We start from the raw sequence: 18,675 nt of genomic DNA, 5'->3' as shown, positions 1-18,675 counted from the left end.
AGCCGGTTTTCTGGTTCGGAACTAACTCGTGAACGAGGCTGGGAGGCAAGCACGCAACAGTCGATCCAGGCGTGCGGCCCATTGTTGCTGGCCGGCCTCGCTGTCGATCAGATCCTGGCGGATCTCGAGGCCTGCGTGCAGCAGTCCGCGACGTTCACCATACTCGGGTATCGAGTAGTCCGTATCGTCTCCGACGGCATACGGCTCGTTGTCTCCGACGGTCAGTCCCGGTTCAGCGCGCAGCGCGGCAATCAGCACCCTGGCCAAGCGCGCGTCGCGGTTGTGCAAGACGCCGATGTGCCAGGGGCGCCGCTCGTCGAGATAGACGGGTGTGAAGCTGTGCATCGAGATCAGCACTGTGTCCTCACCGTGCTTCAACCGGGCATCCAGCATTGCCCGGATACAGGCGTGATACGGCGCGAAGATTTCATCGGTGCGCTGCCGAACCGCCGACGCATTCAGATTCCGATTGCCGGGAATGTCCGTGCGTTCGCTCCTGAGCGCGATGGAGTCGTCGCCGTTCAGCGGGCGATTGCAGTCAATTACCAGACGCGAATAGTTCTGCAGGATCAGCGGTGCATCGAGGGCGCGGGCGAGCTTTCGTGAAAGCTCCGCTGCACCGATGTCCCAGGCAATGTGCCGCTGGAGCTCCGATTCCGGCAGGCCCAGCCTCGCAAGCTTGCGAGGAATCAGTCTGCCGGCGTGATCGCAAATCAGAACATAAGGGGAGCGCCGGCTCTCGCCTTCAAGCGTGAACGCTCGCACCTCGTCGGCGGCGAGCAAGCTGCTGTTGTCGGCCGGCTTCGGATCGTGCATCGCCGCAGTATGGCCGGGAACCCGCACGTGCGTATCGAATGCGCGCGAGCCCGGACGATCGGCGCTCGGCTGCTCAGCCGTTCTGCGTGTCCTCGTCGAGTGCCAGGAAGCGCGGCGCGACGGACCCGAACACTCCGCCGTAGCGGCCTTCCTTGTAGATTCCGCGCGCGGCGTTGTGCGGATGCTGCGCGGCTTCGGCGATGCTCAGCACCGGGGCGTAGCAGACGTCGGTCCCTTCCAGCAGCGAATCCCACTCGGCGCGCGTGCGCGACTTGAACTGCGCGGTGATGCGTTGTTTGAGCGCGGCCCAGGATCCGGTGCTGTATTGCGCTCGCGCATCGACGTCCGTGATGCCGAGCTTTTGGAGCAGCAGCTGGTAGAACTGCGGCTCCAGAGCGCCGATGGTGATATGGCGGCCGTCGCTGCATTCGTAGACGTCGTAGAACGGCGAATCGTGGAATGGACTCGGCCCTTCGCAATCGAGTTGCCCGCCAAGGCGGACGAGCTGCGCGATTCCGCCGAGCATCGCGACGATGTCGACGATGGCCGAGTCCACCACCCTGCCTGTGCCGGTCGAGCGGGCGTCGAGCAGTGCGCAGACGATGCCGAAGGCCAGGCCCAAGGCACCTGAAGCATCGCCGACGACGGTCGGCGGCACGATGGGCTTTTCGCCGCGGTGAGCCGACAGCGACAGCATGCCGGACAGCGCCACGTAGTTGAGATCGTGGCCGGCGGCCTGCGCCAGTGGACCGGATTGGCCCCAACCGGTCATGCGCCCGTACACCAGCTTCGGGTTGACGCGCGCGCAGTCCTTCGGCCCGAAGCCCAGCCGCTCCATCACGCCGGGCCGCAGACCTTCGATCAGGACATCGGCCGCGGCGACCAGCTGCAATGCCGTCTCGCGATCCTGCGGACGCTTCAGGTCGAGGACGATCCGCTGTTTGCCGGCTTCGATCTCGTTACCCTGGCTGCCGTTGAGCTGCGCCGCGACGGGACTCGCGTTGGGGCGCGCGATCAGGGTTACCGATGCGCCCATGCCCAGCAGCATGCGCCCGGCCAGAGGGCCCGGGCCGATACCTTCGAATTCGACGACTTTGACGCCACGCAGCGGCTCACTCAGATTCATTGTTGGGGTCTGTCAGGAAAAAACGCCGGCAAGCATCGATTGAAACGGCCGGTTTGTACATGGGGTGCCGCCTCGGCGCGACCGCTTCGACCGTCAAAGCGCCCTTTCGGCAGCGAGCAAATCTTCCGGCGTATTCAGGTTGACCGGCGTCGCGCCATGCAGCCAGACGAGCGCGCGCGTCTGCTGCCAGATCATCAGACTGTTCTGCCCGCTCTCGATGAACCTCTCGACATCCGCCGCGAGCCCGGTGCGGATCAGGCAGAACGTCGGGTGTGCGCGAACGCCATCGTGCATCGCCACGACCTCCGCTGCCGCATGTCGTGCTGCTTCGGCGATGAACCGATCCGCGATGTCGGCGGCGAGCACCGGCGTATCGCAGGGAACACACAGCAACCAGGGATGCCGGGCCGCCTGCAGCAGCCGCAGGACTCCGGCAATCGGGCCTTGCCCGATCGTGTCGCTCACCACGTCAAGGCCGAGCGCGTCGTAGCGCTCGCGATTTCGATTGGCCGAGACGATCAACTCATCGACCTGGGGCTGCAGCTGGTTGCGCAGACCTGCAATCAGCGGAAGGCCCTTGAATGGCAGCCAGGCTTTGTCGGCGCCGCCATGCCGGCGCCCTTCCCCGCCAGCGAGAATTCCACCGGTGATCCTTGATGCGCGCGTCATCGCCCTGGTCCGATCCTTGATCGTCGATGCTTGAACCTGCGGCGAGTTTAAGGATATCGCCGCGCGATGGCGCGCTACAGATCCCTGTCAGTCGGAGATGACCGCAATATCCCAGGTCGAATCCGGATATCAGTGCGCAATTCCCGAGGCGCCGGCCTCGTCGATCAGCGCCCCCGACGTGAAGCGCTCCAGGCCAAACGGCTCGATCAGCGGGTGGCGCTTGCCGGTGGCCAGCGTGTGGGCCATCGTCAAGCCGCCGGCCGGCGTCGCCTTGAAGCCGCCGGTGCCGAAGCCGCAGTTGAGATACAGCCCATCGATCGGAGTCGGACCGAGGATCGGCGACGAATCCTTGACGACATCGCAGATGCCGGCCCATTGGCGCATCAGGCGCAGGCGCGAGAAAGCCGGAAACATCTCGAGCATGCCGGCGGTCACGCTCTCGACGGTGTGGAAGTTGCCGCGCTGGGCATACGACGGATACATGTCGAGCGCGCCGCCAATCAACACTTCGCCCTTGTCGGTCTGGCTGATGTAGACACCGGTCGACGGCGACAGAACCATCATGTTCAGCGCCGGCTTGATCGGCTCCGACACGAAGGCCTGCAGTGCGTAGCTCGTGATGGGCAGGCTGAGCCCCGCCATCGCGGCCAGCTGGCTGGTATGCCCGGCGACCGACAGGCAGACCTTGGCCGCCGCAATATCGCCGCGATTGGTCCGCACGCCGGTGATGCGATTGCCCTGCCGGGTGAAGCCGGTGACTTCGCAGCCCTGGATGATGTGTGCGCCGCTTTCGTCGGCGCCGCGTGCGTAGCCCCAGGCCACCGCGTCGTGACGCGCCGATCCGGCGCGGTTCTGCACCAGACCGCCGAGCACCGGGAAGCGGCCGTCGAGCCGCAGCAGCGGCTCGCGCCGGCGCAGATCGTCGGGTTCCATCCATTCGGCCACGATGCCATTGAGCCGCATGCCGTTCATCAGGCGCCGCGACATCTCGACCTGATGACGGTTATGCGCAAGCACCACCTGCCCGCGCTGCGACAGCATGACGTTGTAATTGAGCTCCTGGCTCAGGCCCTCCCAGAGCTGCAGCGACTTCTCGTAGAAGGCGGCCGATTCCGGGTAAAAGTAATTGGAGCGCACGACCGTCGTATTGCGGCCCGTATTGCCGCCGCCGATCCAGCCCTTTTCAAGAACCGCGACGTTGGTGATGCCGTGGTTCTTCGCCAGGTAATACGCCGTCGCCAGGCCATGGCCGCCACCACCGATGATGACGACGTCGTAAGTGGACTTCGGTTCGGCGTTTCGAAAGGCGGGCTTCCAATGACGATGCCCGCGCATGGCATTGACGGCGATCGACAGCGCTGAATAACGCACAGGCTTCCTCGATTTCAGTGCGTGAATCGATTCAAAGACGATTGCGCACGAAGTCGCCGCCTTTCATGATCATCGAGTAATGCTCGTCCGGCCGGGCCATCACATGAATGTCCTTCAGCGGATTTCTGTCGATCGCGATGATGTCGGCATAGGCGCCCGCTTCGAGACTGCCGACCACGCCGCTTTTCTGCATGATCTCGGCGTTGATGCTGGTCGCCGAGCGCAGCAGGTCGATCGGCTTGAAGATGTCGGCGCGGAAACTGAATTCCTGGCTCTGCATCGGATGGAAGCGTTCCTCGAACAGATCCGTGCCCATGCCGACCCGCGCACCCGCGCGCTGCAGGTATTCCATCGACTGGTACGCCGCCGCATGGGCGACCTTGATCTTCTCCAGGCTCTCGCCAAACATGCCGAGCTCGGGGCCATAGCGCATGACCTGCTCCATCACCGCGATCGTCGGCACCGCAAACGTCTTGCCGTCGGCGGCAGCAATCAGCTTCGCGGTCTCTTCGGTGATGATCGTGCAATGGTCGATCGAGCGAATGCCGGTGCGGATGCAGCGGCGCGCGCCGTCGTCCGTATGGCAATGCGCGATCACGTACTTGCGGCGGGTGGCGGTCTCCTGCACCGCGGCCTCGATCTCGCCGTCGGTGTACTGCGGCATCCACAGCGGATCGGTCGGCGATGACACGCCGCCGGAGATAAACATCTTGATGTGGTCGGCGCCCTTGCGCAGTTCGTTGCGGCAGAACAGGCGCACATTCTCGACGCCGTCGACAACCTCGGCGAAGGTGTTGTTCGCAACGCAGCCGCAGGGCTCTTCATGCTGGTCAGCGGCGCGCATGTCGCCGTGACCGCCGGTCTGCGACAGCGCTTTGCCGCCGTAGTACAGACGCGGACCTTCCATCAGGCCCTGGCTGATCGCCAGGTGCAGGCCGATCTCGCCGCCGCCCGGATCCCGCACCGTGGTGAAGCCACGGTGCAGCGCGCCCTTGAGCAGGCGCGCGGCATGCGCGACCTTGAGGGGGATGGTCATGTTGTCCATCCGGTGCATGTTGAAAGTGATGCCGTACACATGGAAGTGTGCATCGAGCAGTCCCGGCATGACGAAGCGTCCGTCGAGATCGATCACCTCGGCGCCGGCCAGCTTTACGTCGCCGCGCGCGACTTCACGGATCGTGTCGTTCTCGATGACGATGCTGCCGCCTTCGATCAAGGCCTCGTTGCGGCCGTCGAAGATGACGCCGTTCTGCAGAACCTTCAGGCTCATTGAATCTCTCCCTGCCGCGCCGGCGCGGACGGAAATACAGTGTTGAGATGCCACTCGAGCACCGGCAGCGGCATCGAGCCGCCGCCGAGCACCGCGCTGTGGAAGTCGCGGAAGCTGAAGCCGTCGCCCAGCCGCTGCTGGACATCGTTGCGCATGCGCAGGATTTCCTCGTCGCCCAGCTTGTACGCCAGCGCCTGCGCCGGGATGCCGCAGGAATAGCGCAGCGTGTCGGACTCGATCTCGCCTTCGGCGCACATCGTATGCTCGCGCATGTACTGCTTGGCCTGCTCCCAGCTCCAGCCGAGCGCGTTCATGCCGGTGTCGACGACCAGGCGGCAGGTCAGGAAGGCGTCCTGCGACAGCCGGCCGTACCAGTCGTACGGATCGTCGTAGAGCCCCATCTCGCCGGCCAGCATCGCGGCGTATTCCGCCCAGCCTTCGTTGTAGGCGTTGACCATGCCCGCGCGCCGGAAGCTCGACAGGTTTGGATTGTTCAGCTGCAGGTTGAGATGCAGGTGATGCCCCGGCACCAGCTCGTGAAACACCAGCGATGCCGCCGCGATGACGGCCTGGCTGTCGAGCTTGGAACCGTTGTAATAGTAGATGCCGCGCTTCTCCTGGCCGACCGGCGCCGTGTAGTAGCCCCAGGTCATGCTGCCCTCCAGCGCCTGCGGCAGGCGCAGCAGGTCGTAGTCCGGGCCGGCGCGCTCGGCGAAGAATTCATCGAAACGCTGTTCGACGCGATCCTTGTGGCGGCGCATCTTCTCGCCGATATCGTCCGCGGATGTCGCGATGGCACCGGGCTGCTGACGCAGGTACACCGCGAATTCCGCTTCGCTGCCGGCAAAGCCGAGCTGCTGACGCACTTCGGCCATCTGCGCCTGGATGCGCGCCATGCGTGCGTGGCCGGCGGCGTGAACCTGCTCGGCGGTCAGGTCCATCGTCGTGTGCATGCGCAGCAGTTCTTCGTACACCTGCCGGCCGCCGGGCAGCTTGTCCATGCCGACACCGTCCGGCGCCTTGCTTTCATAGCCGGCATCGAGCTGCGCCATCAGGGCATCGAAACTCGGCAACACGGTCTGATCGATGCGGCGCTGAATCTCCGCGCCAATGGCTTCGGCATTCGAGAGTGCCGCCAGGCGCTCTTGCTTCACCGGAAAGACCGCTGCGGCGTTGGCGCGGGTCGCCGCCAGCAACTTGCGCACGGCGGGCAGCTGCAGCTTGTGGATGCGGATGCCGCGCTCGGCCTGCCCCGCGGTGCGCGCATGAATCTGCTGGTTCATGTGGGCCAGGTCGCAGAGCAGCGCGAGATAACGCTCGCCGTCGCCGTCGCGCTTGAACGCAAATTCACTGAGCACGCTGATCAGCGCGTTGTAGATGAAACCGCCGGTGTACGCGGTCTGCGCAAACGGGCCGTAGAACACGACGCTGGTGAGGTCGATCGCGAGCCAGTAACGGTCCGCTTCTTTGCTCCAGGTCTCGGCGAAGTAACGCAGCAGCTTGCTGGTCAACACGTACTCATGCGGCAGCTGCGCTTCGTCGACGCCATCGATGATCGCGAGGATCTTGTGGCCCAGCTCGGCGCGCCGCTGCGCAGCTTCCAGGCTGATGTCCGGCAATTTGACCAGGCCTTCGGCATCGCGCCTGAAGACGGAGCGGCTGACGACGGAGGCTGCCAGCTCCGCGGCCTCGTTGATGGCGATCAGACCGGCGGCCAGGGGGCTGGGTTGATAGAGCGGCATGAGCAAGTCCTGCAGTGGGCGCGGCAACCGGCGCTTATGATTTGAAGTAGCCGGCGATCGTGTCGAGAATCCGCCGCCGCGCATCCGGATGCGAGAAGCCGTGATGCCCGTAGGCGAAGTAATGAAAGCGCGCGTCCGGATTGCGGTCCGTGAGCACAAGCGCGAACGGCGCCTGCGAATCCTGTACGCCGCAGTAGAAATCCAGCGGCACCGGAATCGCGTAGTAGTCGAAACCCCAGGGCTTGGTCGCGAACGCCAGCTCGGCCAGCAGGCCCTGCTTGCTGTGATGGCTGATGAAGCGATAGTGGACTTCGGCCACATCCGCCTCGGTGCCCGGCGGCGGCCCCATCAGATCGAGCGAACGGGATCCGCCGCCATGCTGCGCGGCCGCGGATCGCTGCTTGCGGATTCGCTCGCCGGAGCCTGCCGCCAGGCCGATGATCAGCCGCGGCCAGTAGCGCATCAGGCGGTAGCCCCAGGCCGCAGTGCCGGAGGTCACGCTGCGCGCAACGGGATCGAACCAGGGCACGGTGGGATTGATCGGCACCGCACCGACGACGCGCGGCGCCATCGTCGCGGCGATGGCCATCGTCATGAGGCCCCCGTTGGATTCGCCGAAACAGGCGAACTTGTCGACCTTCAGGTGGCCGAGCAGTTCGGTCAGATCGTCTGCGTAGGCGGCGCTGGAACGTCGGGGAGCCAGGCTGGAGCCGGCAACACCCGGCCGGTTGGTCGCGATCAGGCGGATATTTCTCTGCACGGCTTCGCGGTGAAAGATGCCGGCCTCGAGGCTGAGGCTGCCGCCGCCGTGGAAGTACAGCGCCGCCCTGCCGGCGGGCGCGCCGAACTCCTGCCAGGTCAGTTGGCGGCCATCCGCCAGCGTCAGCGTCTGGACCGGCGGATCGATCAGTGGAATGTCTTGCATGGGATTACTGCATCACCCGGCGCGGCACAATCTGGAACGGCTTGGCGACCGGTGGCGTGCTCTTCATCAGGTGTTCGACGAAATAGTTCCAGGTGCGCATCGCCGTATAGGGATTGAGACCCTGGCTCGCCGTTGGATGTGTCTTGTTCGGCAGGATCAGCGCGTCGTAAGGCTTGTTCGCCTGGATCAGCGCCTCGACCAGACGATAGGCCTGCGACGGCGGCACGTTCTCGTCAGCATCTCCCCAGACGATCATCATCTTGCCGCTCAGGCCTTCGGCCATGCTGGTGACGTCGAGCGGCTTCCACGAGATCGGCTTCTCGGTCGGATTCGCCGGTGTGTTCGTTCCGTCCGCGTAGACCGCCAGGCCGTTGAAGTTCTCGAAGCCAGGATAGAGCGCGGCGTAGTCGTAGACGCCCGCGCCGGTGACGCAGACCGAGTAGAAGTCGCCGCGCGTCAGGATCGCCTGCGCGCTGAAGGTGCCGCCCCACGACCAGCCGTGGATGCCGACGCGGCGCAGGTCGAGTTCGGGCTTCTGCGCGGCGAGTTGCTGGATCGCTGCGATGTGATCGGCGATGCCCAGCTCGATGTACTTCGGATAGCCCGGATCGCGGAAGGCGTTGCCGCGGCCCGGCGTGCCGCGAGCGTCGATCACCGCGACGCCGAAGCCCAGCCGCGCCAATGCCGAGCGGTTGGCCGGATTCGATGCGGTCGCCGCGCCCACGTAGGTGCGCGGCGCCACGTAGACCTGCGGGCCGCCGTAGCAGGCGTCGATGATCGGATGCGCGGCGTTGCCGAGGATCTTCGCCGGCGGGTAATACACGACCGCAATGTCGGTCTCGCCGTCGGCCGCCTTGAGCAGCTGCCGCGACGGCGGCCGGTAACCGGCTTCGAGCAGGGCGGACACATCCGTGCGTTCGACTTCGGCGATCAGCGCGCCATCGACCAGCGAGCGCAGCACCGTCACCGGCGCGGTGCTCACGGTCGAGCAGGTGTCGATGAACACCGCGGACTGCGGCCTGATCTTCTCCGGCGCATCGGGCACGCCGAACAGCGTCTTGAACATCGGTGCGGCATTCGGCTCGAACTGATGATCGACATGCAGCTCGCCGCCGGTCAGCAGCGTCAGGCTGGAGCCGTCGAAACCGACGCGGTAAAGATGGCGGTAATACGGGTCGACGCCCGCCTCGCGGCCGCCGGCGCTGAAGTACAGCGTGCGCTGCGCTTCATCGATGTGATGGATGTCGAAGACCATCCAGGGACCGCCGGTGATCTGGCCCAGCAGTTCGCCGCTCTGTGCATCGTAGCGATACAGATGCCCGTGGCCGGAACGATCCGAGTACCAGATGGCTTCGGCGCCGTCGCCGAGGACAGTCACGTTCGGCACGTTGTACAGCAGGGTGTTCGACTCGTAGCGCGAGACCGGTGCCGGCTCGTGGATCAGCGTCGTCACGACGCCGGTCTGCAGATCGATGCGCAGCAGCGAGCCGCTCGCCGAGGCCTTGGTCAGCGCCAGCATGAACAGCTGCTTGCGCTGCAGCGACCAGCCGACGATGCCGTTGCCGAGCATCATCGACGGCGCGAGTCCGATCGGCAGCTGCAGCCGGATACGCGTGCCGGTGACGATGTCGAAGACAAACCAGTCCATCTCCAAATCGGCCTGATCGCCGACGATCGAACGGCGCAGCTGGTGGACCACCGGCCGGAACGAGCCATCGGTCGGCACGTGCTCGACGAACGGCTCCAGGGCGACGTGACGTTCGTCGATCCGCGGACACAGCAGGTACCGGCCGTCAGGAGAAAACGAGGCGCCGAACGGCGGCAGCACGGCGCCGCTCTTCTTCAGCGGAATGTATTGCAGACCGCTGTCCGGAATCTTCCCATAGCTGAAGTATGCCGCGCCGTCATCGGTCAGCCGATGCTCGCGCCCGGTGTGCAGATCGACCAGCAACAGATTGTCGCCATCGCGCGCCACGCCGTGCGTGCCGGTGGGTGATCGCAGCAGCCCTGCCCTCGGCGCCTTGGCCTCCGCCGTCGCGACCGAATGATTCTGCAGGTCGACCGTCACCGACTTGCCGTTGACCAGCGCCTTCAGCGTGCGGCCGTCCGCGCTCAGCTGCGCGTTCTGCAGACCGAGATTGTCGGCTGTCAGCGCGCTCGCAGGCATCAGCGCCTGATTGAGCGCGGCCGCAACGGCGTCGTGATCGAAAGCCGCCTGGCGGCTGCCGTTCTTTGCATCGACGATGACGAAACGCGAGCCATCGCGGGTCTGCCGCTGATACCAGAAGCGACCGGTCTCGCCCAGCCAGTTCGGCGTGATGTCCGCGTTGAGAATCAGCTTCGGCAGATTCGCCTCGACCAGCTGGCCGGCGGCGGCGTAGTCGTCCGCGCCGAGGACGGTAGTTGTTGCAGGTGCATTCATGTTCGTTGGTTTCCGGTGTGACGCTTGCCGATCTAGAAGCTGCCGCTGAGGCGCAGCACGACGGCGCGCGGCGCCACATACGTGACGGTATCGCCCGCGGGCTGCGGATTGGTCGTGATGCTGCTGTAGCCGCGCTCGTCCGTCAGATTGTTCAGCGACAGGCTCAGCTGCGGCCAGTAGCTCTCGCCGACCGCGCTGGCGAACAGGTTGAGGTCGAGCGTGTGATAGCCGAAGACCTCGGCAGTGCACTCGATCGTGTTGCAGGCCTGGCCCAGATACAGATGACGCAGCGACGCACCGACCTGCCAATCGCGGACCGGCTGGATGTAGGCCAGCGTCGTCGCGGTCTGCCAGCGTGGCGACAACGGCCACGGCGAGCCGGTCGGCACCGTGCCGCCCTCGACCGACTCGAAGGGTTCGGTCGTCACCGTGCGGTTCCAGGCCACTGCGGTGTCGAGCGAGACGCCGGGCATGAACGGCGGCAGATAGCGCAGGGACAGCTCCACGCCGTTGCCGTCGGCGCCGCCGACGTTGTCGATGAAGTTCAGGGTCGCGACGCGGTCGAGCTGGAAGACCTGCGGATTGGTCCAGTCGATGTGGTACGCCGAGACGTCGATGCGCAGAGAGCGATCGAACCAATCGGTGCGCAGGCCCAGTTCATAGTTCCACAGGGAATCGGACTTGTAGACCTCCGGCACGTCGGAGGTCGGAGTCGATGCGGCGAGCTGCGGACCGCCGAAGCGGAAGCCGCGCGACACCGTGAAGTAGGTGCGCACTTCGTCGGTCGGCGCGAACACGATGGACGCCTTCGGACTGATGCCGTTCTCGCCCACGGAGCGATAGCGCGTCGTCTCCATGAAGTTGTTCTGCGACGAATAGATCACGCCCGCGGTCGTGATCGCACCATCGGACTCGATCTCATAGGCGCGCGCGCCGAGTGTCGCTTCCCAATGTTCACCGAGTTCGCGCGTGACCTCGCCGAACAGCGCCCGCTCTTCCAGCTGCACCTCGCCGATCAGGTTCGCGATGTTGAGCGTGCCCTGCAGCCTGCCGACATTCTCCGGACAGGGATTCGGCAACAGCCCCTCGAGGAAACCGGGAATCTGGATCGGCAGGCTCGGCAGACCGGTCGCGGCACCGATGTTGGAGCAATCGTAGAGATCGGTCTGGTAGAGAAAAGCGCCGGCGAGCCAACGCCACGGCGAGTCGCCGGGTGCCGACACCGCACGCAGCTCCTGCGTCATCCCGTCGCTGCGGTTCGTGTTGACGCCCGCCAGCAGCGGCAACAGACCGCCCAAGGCACGCGAGGCTTCGATGAAGGCATCGAACTGCTTTTCGAAATAGGAGCTCTGCAGGATCAGGTCACCCCAGCCGAAGCTGCGCTCGATGCCGAGGCTTCCCAGCGTGTAGCTGTACTCGACGGGACTCGGACGCGGACTGTTGTCGCGCGACAGCTGGCCGTCGTAGTTGTCGGTGAACGCGATGTCGTCCTCGGTCGTGTGCTGGGTCGCTACCGCCAGCGACACTTTCCAGCGATCCGCCGGCAGCCAGGTCAGCATGCCGCGCGCGCCGTTCTGTTCCAGCGTGTTGACGTCTTTCTTGTCGTTGTAGAGATCGTCCGTGTACCCGGGCGATTCGCGCTGGAAGCCCATGATGCGCACCGCCGCCGTGTGATCGGCGAACGGCACGTTGACCGCGGCACCGTAGCTCCAGCCATCACCGCCATTGCCGGGATATGCGTTGAACTGTCCGAAGTACTTCAGCTGGAACGCATCGACGCTAGCCGCCTCGGGAACGTAGCGGATCAGACCGTTGAGGCCGGTGCCGCCGAACAGCGTGCCCTGCGGCCCCTTGAGCACCTCGACCGTCGCCATGTCGAAGGGGTTCGGGTCGAGCTGGACTTTCGGTGCAAACGGATCCGAGAACGGAATGTCGCCGAACAGCGTACCGGCGGTCGGGTTCACGCCCAGGCCAGTCGAGATGCCGCGGATCGTGATGCGCTTGGCCTGACCGCCGGAGCCCTCGTCGGTCAGATTGACGCCCGGCACCAGCGTGACGATCTGGTCGATGCTCTGCACCCCCTCGCGCTCGAGGTTCTCGCCGGACAGCACATTGATCGTCGCGGGAATGCTGCGCACCGGTGCGGCACGTTTGGTCGCGGTGACGACGATCTCTTCAAGCTGCGCCGGCTCCGCCGCTTCAGTGATCTCCGATGCAGACGCCTCGGCGCGCAGCGGCACGACCTCGACATTGGGCAGATCCTGGGCAACCGACTCGGCGGCCTCCTGGACGCCGGGCGCTTCGACCGCCGGCTCCTGCGCGAAAGCAGTGCCCGCCATCAGCGCGGGTATCAACGCGCGGCCGAGGCCACGCGACATCAGTGACAAGAGTTTCATGGCGCCCTCCGCACGGCGGCACGCGTCTTGGCGGGGACGCCAGTCCCGGCACCGCGCAGGAAAGTGTCGATCGCATTGCTGATCATCGCGCGGTGGAACGGCTCCAGGCTTTCGACGCTGAGGCCGGTCATGGTCAGCTCGGCCGGCGGTGCCTTGTCGAGCTTTCTGAGGAATTCCCGATGCAGTCGCAGGGCCTGTTCGCCGCCGTTGCGCAGGCGATAGATTTCCGTACCGCGGTTGTGCGCGAGGCCGGAAAGCACTTCCATGCAGAGCATGGCCAGATGCTCTGGCAGGCCCAGCGCCTGCAGAGTGCCCCAGTTCTGCCGCAGCTGGCGCGCCGCGATCTCGATGCTGACCGGACCGGCGACATGACGCAGGTAAGGATGGGTGCTGTGCGCTTCGATCTGCGCCAGCGCAAGCTCCAGCAACTGCTCGCGCAGAGGCTCCGGACGTGCGGCGTCCAGCACCGGCATCCGCTTGAGCAGATGCGCGGTGACGGCGTCCTCAAGGTCGGCCAGATTGTCAAAGTGATAGTTGATCGTGCCGAGCACGCAGCCCAGCTCGCGCGCCACTCCGCGCAGGCTCAGGGCCTTGACGCCGCCCCGGTCCAGCAACGCCAGCGCGCACTCGACGATGTCGTCCCGATTGAACGTTGACGGACGCCCTGGCGCAGCTTTCACCACTGCTCTCATTCGAATGCCCCGAGTGATCTTAGGTAGTTTTTGGTCGCTGACCGAAAACAACCATACAGTGATGAATGTTTTGATTCTTGTCAAACCCGGGAATATCCCCTACATCACTCCAGCGATCAGCGCCGTGAAGCCTTCACCGCCTACGCCTGTCGATCTGCTCGACCGCCCCTCTTAAGGGGGACGTCCGGCATCTATGCGGGATCAGGGCCGGTCACGTGGGCGGTCTCTAGAGGATGGTGTAAACCATCAGGAACGCTGCCGTGGTCATCGTTGTCAGCGCCAGCAGGAATAAAAGATCCGCGGCACGAATGAGCGCCGTGGAGAATCCGGCATTTCGGGTTTTGAGTGCACCGAAGATCAGATAGATACAGAGAAGAAATGCCGCCGAGCAGGCTGCGAACACATCGTCGGCAATGGTCTCCGGGCCACGCGCCTTCCCCGTTGAATTCATGAAGGCTGCGACGGTGATGCACAAGCCTGCAAGTGTTCCCGAGACTGAAAGCAAACCGAAGACTTCTGCTCTTCGCGAATTGCTGTCGGATGGACTTTGTTCATTCATAGATAACGAAATGCGCGATGAAGCGCTTCTGCGGGTTCTGGTGAAAAAGCCTAGTGCCCCATGGGCATTCGGATCTTCAGAACTATAGTCGACCGCATCCCGTTGGACGCAACAGACGTCTCGCCTTATATGATCGGCGGCAGCCTTGGAGGCGAGGACGACTCCACGCCCAGGGCTGCGTTCACGCCTCGAACAGGCCCATCAGTCGTTCTCGTTCTTGTACGCGACACCGTCACGCATGATCAGGGAGAGCTTGCGACCCTGCGCGGCCAGCAGTTCGATGTCTTCCAGCGGGTTGCCGCGGACGGCAATCAGATCAGCCCGCGCGCCCACTTTGACGCAGCCAATTTCACCGCTGCGCTTCAGAATTTCGGCATTCATCGAGGTTGCCTGCCGGAGAATTTCCAGCGGCGTGAAGACGTCCTTGCGCAGGCTGAACTCGGTGCCGTGGCGGGTGTGCTGCGGCCCCAGCAGATCGGAGCCGAATCCGATTTTGCAGCCGGCCTTCTTCATGCGCTCCATACCGCTTTGCGCGTGCTCAACCACTTGACCGACCTTGCGCACGCTTGCCGGCGGCAGGCCATGCTTCGCGCCATCTTCATAGAACGCAAAGATCACCGCCATGGTCGGCACGATATAAGCCCCCTGCTCAGCGACGAAGCGCGCGGTGGCGTCATCGATCAGCGTGCCGTGCTCGATGGTGCGCACGCCCAGGCGCACGCTGCGTTCGATGGCTGCGGCCGGATGACAGTGCGCCGCGACATAACGCCCATGGCGTGTCACCTCATCGACGATGGTGCGGGTCTCGTCATCGGTGAACTGAAGGTTATCGACCGGATCATTGGGCGAGGCGACGCCGCCCGAAGCGAGAATCTTGATGTGGTCGGCGCCGCGGCGCAGTTCATCTCTCACTGCGCGCAGCACCGCGTCCGGGCCGTCGGCGAGCACCGCCAGCTTCTGGTCGATGGCACCGCAGTTGCAGAGATGATGATCGTGGTCGTCCTCCTGCCCAGGCCGCCAGTCGGCGTGGCCGCCGGTGGTCGACAGCAGACGGCCGCCGTAGAACAGCCGCGGCCCCTTGACCAGGCCGTTGGCGAGCGCCTGCGCCAGTCCGTAGTCGCCACCGCCGACATCGCGGATCGAGGTAACGCCGTAGCTGAGCATGTTGCCGAGAAAGCCGTGCGCGTACTGCGCCAGATACGTCCAGGGCCGGCGCATGTTGCTCGTCAGGTTCAGCTCCGAGGCATAGACGTGCACGTGGGCGTCGATGATGCCCGGCATCAGCGTCTGCCCGGCGAGATCGATCTGCACGGCCGTTCCCGACGACAGCCGCGGACCGATGTCCTTGATGCGGCCGTCCTCGATCAGCACATCGTCCTCGGTCAGGTCGGCACTGCTGCCATCGAAGACCGCGGCGTTCTTGAGCAGGTAGAGGGTCACGATGTGTTTCCTAGTCGAATTCAGCGGTCAGGCGCAGGCTCAAGGCGCGCGGCCTGTTGTAGGTCCAGGTGTCGCCGGACAGCGCGCCGACGGCGTTGCGTCCGACGACGCCACGCTCGTCCGTGAGATTGCTGACACCGAAGCTCAGCGCGGGTCTGCCGATCCAGTCGGGACGCGAGACGTTGGCGCTGAGGTCCAGCGTCTTGAAGTCATAGAGATCGTAGCTGTGCTGCAGGTCGCTGTAGGCGCGGCTCCAGTACGCGTGCGAGACCGCGGCGCCGGCGATCCAGGGTCCGAAGTACGTGATGTAGGACAGCGTCGCGGAGGTCTGCACCGGCGGCGACGCCGGCATCTCGGCGCCCTTGCCGACGGTGTCCTGACCGTTCTCGTAATCGCTGGTCGTGACGGCGCGGATGTAGGACGCGAGCAGGTTCAGTGACAGGCCGGGCAGCGGCGTCAGCCAGGTCAGCGAACCCTCGACTCCCCGGCTGCTGACTTCACCGACGTTGTCGATGTACTGATTGCTTGCGGCGCCGCCGGCGTTCTGCGAGAGCTGCGCCTTCGACCAGCTGATGTCGAAGAAGGCGACATCGACACGCAGCGTTCGGTCCAGCCAGTCGGTGCGCACACCGATCTCGCGGCTCCACAGCACGCTGGAGGAAAAGGCGAGCGGTACCGGCGTTCCGGTCACCGGATTCTGATAGTTGCTCAAGCCCGGAATGACCAGCGGCGTGTTGATGCCGCCAAACTGGAAGCCGCGCGCGATCGTGAAGTAGGTCATGAAGCTGTCGCTCGCCTTGTAGGCCAGCGAGAACTTCGGATTCAGACCGTCTTCCTTCTGCGAGAAATCGCTGTCGAACACCGGAATGCCGACCGAGCGGGATTCGAACGAGCCTTCGATCTTCGTCTCGTACTGGCGCAGGCCCAGCGTCGCTTCCCAGTGCGAGCCGAAGCGCCGCGTCAGTTCGCCGTAGACCGCGTATTCCTCGGCGGTCAGCGGATCGACCTTGCCGCGTTGAACGCCTTGCAGGATCGGCGTGTCGAGCGAGGTATTGAGGCGGCCTTCGTAGTCGCGGCCGAACAGGCCGACGATCCAGTCCCAGCGTTCGCCTTCCGGCGAGACCAGGCGCAGTTCATGCACCGTGCCCGAGGTGTCGAGGTCGAACCTCGACGCGATGGATTCGATGCCCAGCGAGCCGGTGGCCTGGATGCCGGCGTCGACCTTGCCGCGCGACGGCTTCCACTGCTGGGTGAACTGGTAGACCAGCGTGCCCCAGTCGTCGAACTCGTAGCGCAGATCGGCGTTCGCCAGGCTGAAGCTGAAGTCGACATAACTCGGACCCGGCTTGTTGTTGTTTTCGAGATTGCCGTCGTCATTGTCGGCGACCAGCACATCGTCCATCTGTGAGCGCTGCTTGAGGTAGAGCAGATTGACGCTCAGCTTTTCCAGCGGCTCCCAGCGCAGCGCGGCGCGGCCGCTCCACTTCTCCGCGGAGTTCGCATTGTCGTCGTCGCGCTGCAGGTTGTCGTAGACACCGGGGACATTCTGGAAGACGCCGGAGGCACGCAAGGCCGCGCTGTAGCCGATCGGCGCATTGACGGCGATGCCATACGACATCCCCGTTCCGCCCGGATGATCGAGGCTGCCGGTATGACGCAGGCCGGTGTAGTCGACGAATCCGCGGCCGCTCCATTCGCCGAGCACGGGTTCGTTGGGCACGTAGCGCACGGCGCCATTGAGCGCCGAGGCACCGAAGGTGGTGCCTTGCGGGCCGCGGAGAATCTCCACGGTGTTCAGATCGAAGGGATCGAGGTCCGGCGTGCCGTAGTTGGAGTACGGGTCTCCCATCGGCGCATCGCCGATGAACTGGCCGACGGTCTGATTGCCCAGGCCCGCGCCGCCGCTGACGCCGCGAATGGTCATGCGGCGTCCCAGCGCATCGCCGGTCTCGCTGTCGTCCATCGTCATGCCGGGCGCTTTCATCATGTAGTCGCGGATGTCGCGCGCGCCGATCTTCTCCAGCTCTTCGCCGCGCAGCGCCGTGATGCTGACCGGAATCTCGCGGGAGGACTTCTGGCGCTTGGTGGACGTGACGATGACGTCTTCGAGGCGTTGGGTTCCCGGCGTTTCCTCAGCAGAGCCGGAGGGCGGCTCGCTGGATGGCTCGGTGATCGGCTGCACCGGAATCGTTTCGACCGCCAGTTCCGATGATTCCGTGACGGGCGGCGTGGCAGCCTGATCGTCGAGTGCGTTTTCCTGCGCAGCAGGATTGTCGACGGACTGCGCAACCGCGGGGAGCGCGACCGCGGACAGCGCCATCGCGCCACAGAACGCGAAACGCTTGAGCGCGCTCACGGCCCGATCGCCTGCTGCATCAGGCCGTCGGGATCGCCGAAGCCGAACAGATGCGCGGCCTCGGGCTCGATCGTCAGCCGCGCGCCCGGCACACTCGCCGCGACGTAGCGCGCGATATCGATCACGACGTTCACATCCAGCAGGCCGTGCCACACCCGCACCGGCACTCGAACCTCGGCCAGCTCGAAGCCCAGCGGCTTTCCGTAAAGCGCCATCTCATCAACGAAGATGGCCATACCCTGACGCAGCGCGTCCTGCGCCGGCGCGCCGTAGCACAGCTCGCGCATCTCGCTGCGCTCCAGAACGCGGCGGTCCGCCGGCGGCAGCTGCTTGAGCTTGCGTTGCAGCGCCTTGCCGTTGGGATCGACGCTGCCGCCCTGCATGCGATTCAGCAGCGCTGTCGCCAGACGCGGCATGTGGCGCGTGAGCCAGAAGATCGAGCGCACCATGCCGGACATCTTCTTGTAGACCTCCGGCGGCGCCGGGATCATGCCGCAGACCATCACCACCCGCTCGATGCGCTCGGGCAGCCGGTAACCGCAGGCCATTGCGTAACCGCCGCCGCCGGACATGCCGGCGACCGCGACGCGCGCGAGGCCCAGATGGTCGAGCAGTTCACGGACATCGTCCACGTGCTTGAGGAATGTCAGATTCGGATCGGGATCGGAATGGCCATAGCCGGGGCGATCGGTGACGATCAGGCGCACACCCGCCTTGCGCGCCGCGGCGTCGAACCAGTACGCCTGCGAGCGCCCGGTGCCGGTGCCGGTCAGCAGCAGCACCGGCTTGCCCTGCTTGTCGCCGACCTCCGCAAACGCCAGCTTGCGACCGTCCTTCAAGCTGACTGCCGACAGCGATTCGCTCGTGTTCATAATGAAGCCCCCAGGGAGA

General features: G+C 65.0%; 14 protein-coding genes. All 14 read right to left on the bottom strand.

Annotated elements, in window-relative coordinates:
- Positions 1-21 precede the first annotated feature (21 nt).
- The 14 genes from AC3WUF_RS20515 to AC3WUF_RS20450 all read right to left on the bottom strand — a co-directional run bounded on the left by AC3WUF_RS20515 (position 22) and on the right by AC3WUF_RS20450 (position 18,656).
- Positions 22-816 carry an N-formylglutamate amidohydrolase gene (locus AC3WUF_RS20515; RefSeq protein WP_492429235.1) on the bottom strand — a complete coding sequence of 265 codons (795 nt, stop codon included), beginning with the start codon at positions 814-816 and terminating at the stop codon, positions 22-24.
- Positions 817-889: 73 nt separating this feature from the next.
- A complete protein-coding gene (locus AC3WUF_RS20510) occupies positions 890-1,942 on the bottom strand; it encodes a CaiB/BaiF CoA transferase family protein (RefSeq protein ID WP_492429174.1) in 1,053 nt (350 codons plus the stop codon).
- 93 nt (positions 1,943-2,035) lie between these two features.
- Positions 2,036-2,611 carry a molybdenum cofactor guanylyltransferase MobA gene (gene mobA, locus AC3WUF_RS20505; RefSeq protein WP_492429172.1) on the bottom strand — a complete coding sequence of 192 codons (576 nt, stop codon included), beginning with the start codon at positions 2,609-2,611 and terminating at the stop codon, positions 2,036-2,038.
- A 129-nt stretch (positions 2,612-2,740) separates the two neighbouring features.
- Positions 2,741-3,982 carry a sarcosine oxidase subunit beta family protein gene (locus tag AC3WUF_RS20500; protein ID WP_492429170.1) on the bottom strand — a complete coding sequence of 414 codons (1,242 nt, stop codon included), beginning with the start codon at positions 3,980-3,982 and terminating at the stop codon, positions 2,741-2,743.
- Positions 3,983-4,013: 31 nt separating this feature from the next.
- Entirely contained in the window at positions 4,014-5,252 is a 1,239-nt protein-coding gene (locus AC3WUF_RS20495) for a metal-dependent hydrolase family protein (RefSeq protein ID WP_492429168.1), read from the bottom strand.
- Complete coding sequence (locus AC3WUF_RS20490) at positions 5,249-6,994, bottom strand: DUF885 domain-containing protein (protein WP_492429166.1); 1,746 nt, start codon at positions 6,992-6,994, stop codon at positions 5,249-5,251. The genes AC3WUF_RS20495 and AC3WUF_RS20490 overlap by 4 nt, the downstream gene beginning before the upstream one ends.
- A gap of 34 nt (positions 6,995-7,028) precedes the next feature.
- Positions 7,029-7,919 (bottom strand): alpha/beta hydrolase, encoded by an 891-nt coding sequence (locus tag AC3WUF_RS20485; protein ID WP_492429164.1) that lies wholly within the window; start codon positions 7,917-7,919, stop codon positions 7,029-7,031.
- 4 nt (positions 7,920-7,923) lie between these two features.
- Complete coding sequence (locus AC3WUF_RS20480; protein ID WP_492429162.1) at positions 7,924-10,341, bottom strand: S9 family peptidase; 2,418 nt, start codon at positions 10,339-10,341, stop codon at positions 7,924-7,926.
- A 32-nt stretch (positions 10,342-10,373) separates the two neighbouring features.
- Complete coding sequence (locus tag AC3WUF_RS20475) at positions 10,374-12,737, bottom strand: TonB-dependent receptor (protein WP_492429160.1); 2,364 nt, start codon at positions 12,735-12,737, stop codon at positions 10,374-10,376.
- Positions 12,734-13,417: a TetR/AcrR family transcriptional regulator gene (locus tag AC3WUF_RS20470; protein WP_492429158.1), complete on the bottom strand. Its 684-nt coding sequence runs from the start codon at positions 13,415-13,417 to the stop codon at positions 12,734-12,736. Before AC3WUF_RS20470 ends, AC3WUF_RS20475 begins: the two co-directional genes overlap by 4 nt.
- A 238-nt stretch (positions 13,418-13,655) precedes the next feature.
- The gene (locus AC3WUF_RS20465; protein WP_492429156.1) at positions 13,656-13,988 is read right to left on the bottom strand and encodes a hypothetical protein; all 333 of its coding nucleotides are present in this window, start codon (positions 13,986-13,988) and stop codon (positions 13,656-13,658) included.
- 201 nt (positions 13,989-14,189) lie between these two features.
- Positions 14,190-15,428, bottom strand: a complete 1,239-nt coding sequence (locus AC3WUF_RS20460; protein ID WP_492429154.1) for a metal-dependent hydrolase family protein — start codon at positions 15,426-15,428, stop codon at positions 14,190-14,192.
- Positions 15,429-15,438: 10 nt separating this feature from the next.
- Complete coding sequence (locus AC3WUF_RS20455; protein ID WP_492429152.1) at positions 15,439-17,784, bottom strand: TonB-dependent receptor; 2,346 nt, start codon at positions 17,782-17,784, stop codon at positions 15,439-15,441.
- Positions 17,781-18,656, bottom strand: a complete 876-nt coding sequence (locus AC3WUF_RS20450) for an alpha/beta fold hydrolase (protein ID WP_492429150.1) — start codon at positions 18,654-18,656, stop codon at positions 17,781-17,783. Before AC3WUF_RS20450 ends, AC3WUF_RS20455 begins: the two co-directional genes overlap by 4 nt.
- Between the last annotated feature and the right edge of the window lie 19 nt (positions 18,657-18,675).

This window comes from Fontimonas sp. FW305-C-3 (assembly GCF_058783185.1).
Note: the sequence above shows the minus strand (reverse complement) of the source record. Positions and strands in the feature narration are given on the sequence as shown.

Bases quoted from the DNA above. Each gene is read 5' to 3' on its own strand.
- AC3WUF_RS20475 (WP_492429160.1), bottom strand. From the start codon at position 12,737: ATGAAACTCTTGTCACTGATGTCGCGTGGCCTCGGCCGCGCGTTGATA.
- AC3WUF_RS20485 (WP_492429164.1), bottom strand. From the start codon at position 7,919: ATGCAAGACATTCCACTGATCGATCCGCCGGTCCAGACGCTGACGCTG.
- AC3WUF_RS20490 (WP_492429166.1), bottom strand. From the start codon at position 6,994: ATGCCGCTCTATCAACCCAGCCCCCTGGCCGCCGGTCTGATCGCCATC.
- AC3WUF_RS20450 (WP_492429150.1), bottom strand. From the start codon at position 18,656: ATGAACACGAGCGAATCGCTGTCGGCAGTCAGCTTGAAGGACGGTCGC.
- AC3WUF_RS20510 (WP_492429174.1), bottom strand. From the start codon at position 1,942: ATGAATCTGAGTGAGCCGCTGCGTGGCGTCAAAGTCGTCGAATTCGAA.
- AC3WUF_RS20495 (WP_492429168.1), bottom strand. From the start codon at position 5,252: ATGAGCCTGAAGGTTCTGCAGAACGGCGTCATCTTCGACGGCCGCAAC.
- AC3WUF_RS20480 (WP_492429162.1), bottom strand. From the start codon at position 10,341: ATGAATGCACCTGCAACAACTACCGTCCTCGGCGCGGACGACTACGCC.
- AC3WUF_RS20465 (WP_492429156.1), bottom strand. From the start codon at position 13,988: ATGAATGAACAAAGTCCATCCGACAGCAATTCGCGAAGAGCAGAAGTC.
- mobA (WP_492429172.1), bottom strand. From the start codon at position 2,611: ATGACGCGCGCATCAAGGATCACCGGTGGAATTCTCGCTGGCGGGGAA.
- AC3WUF_RS20515 (WP_492429235.1), bottom strand. From the start codon at position 816: ATGCACGATCCGAAGCCGGCCGACAACAGCAGCTTGCTCGCCGCCGAC.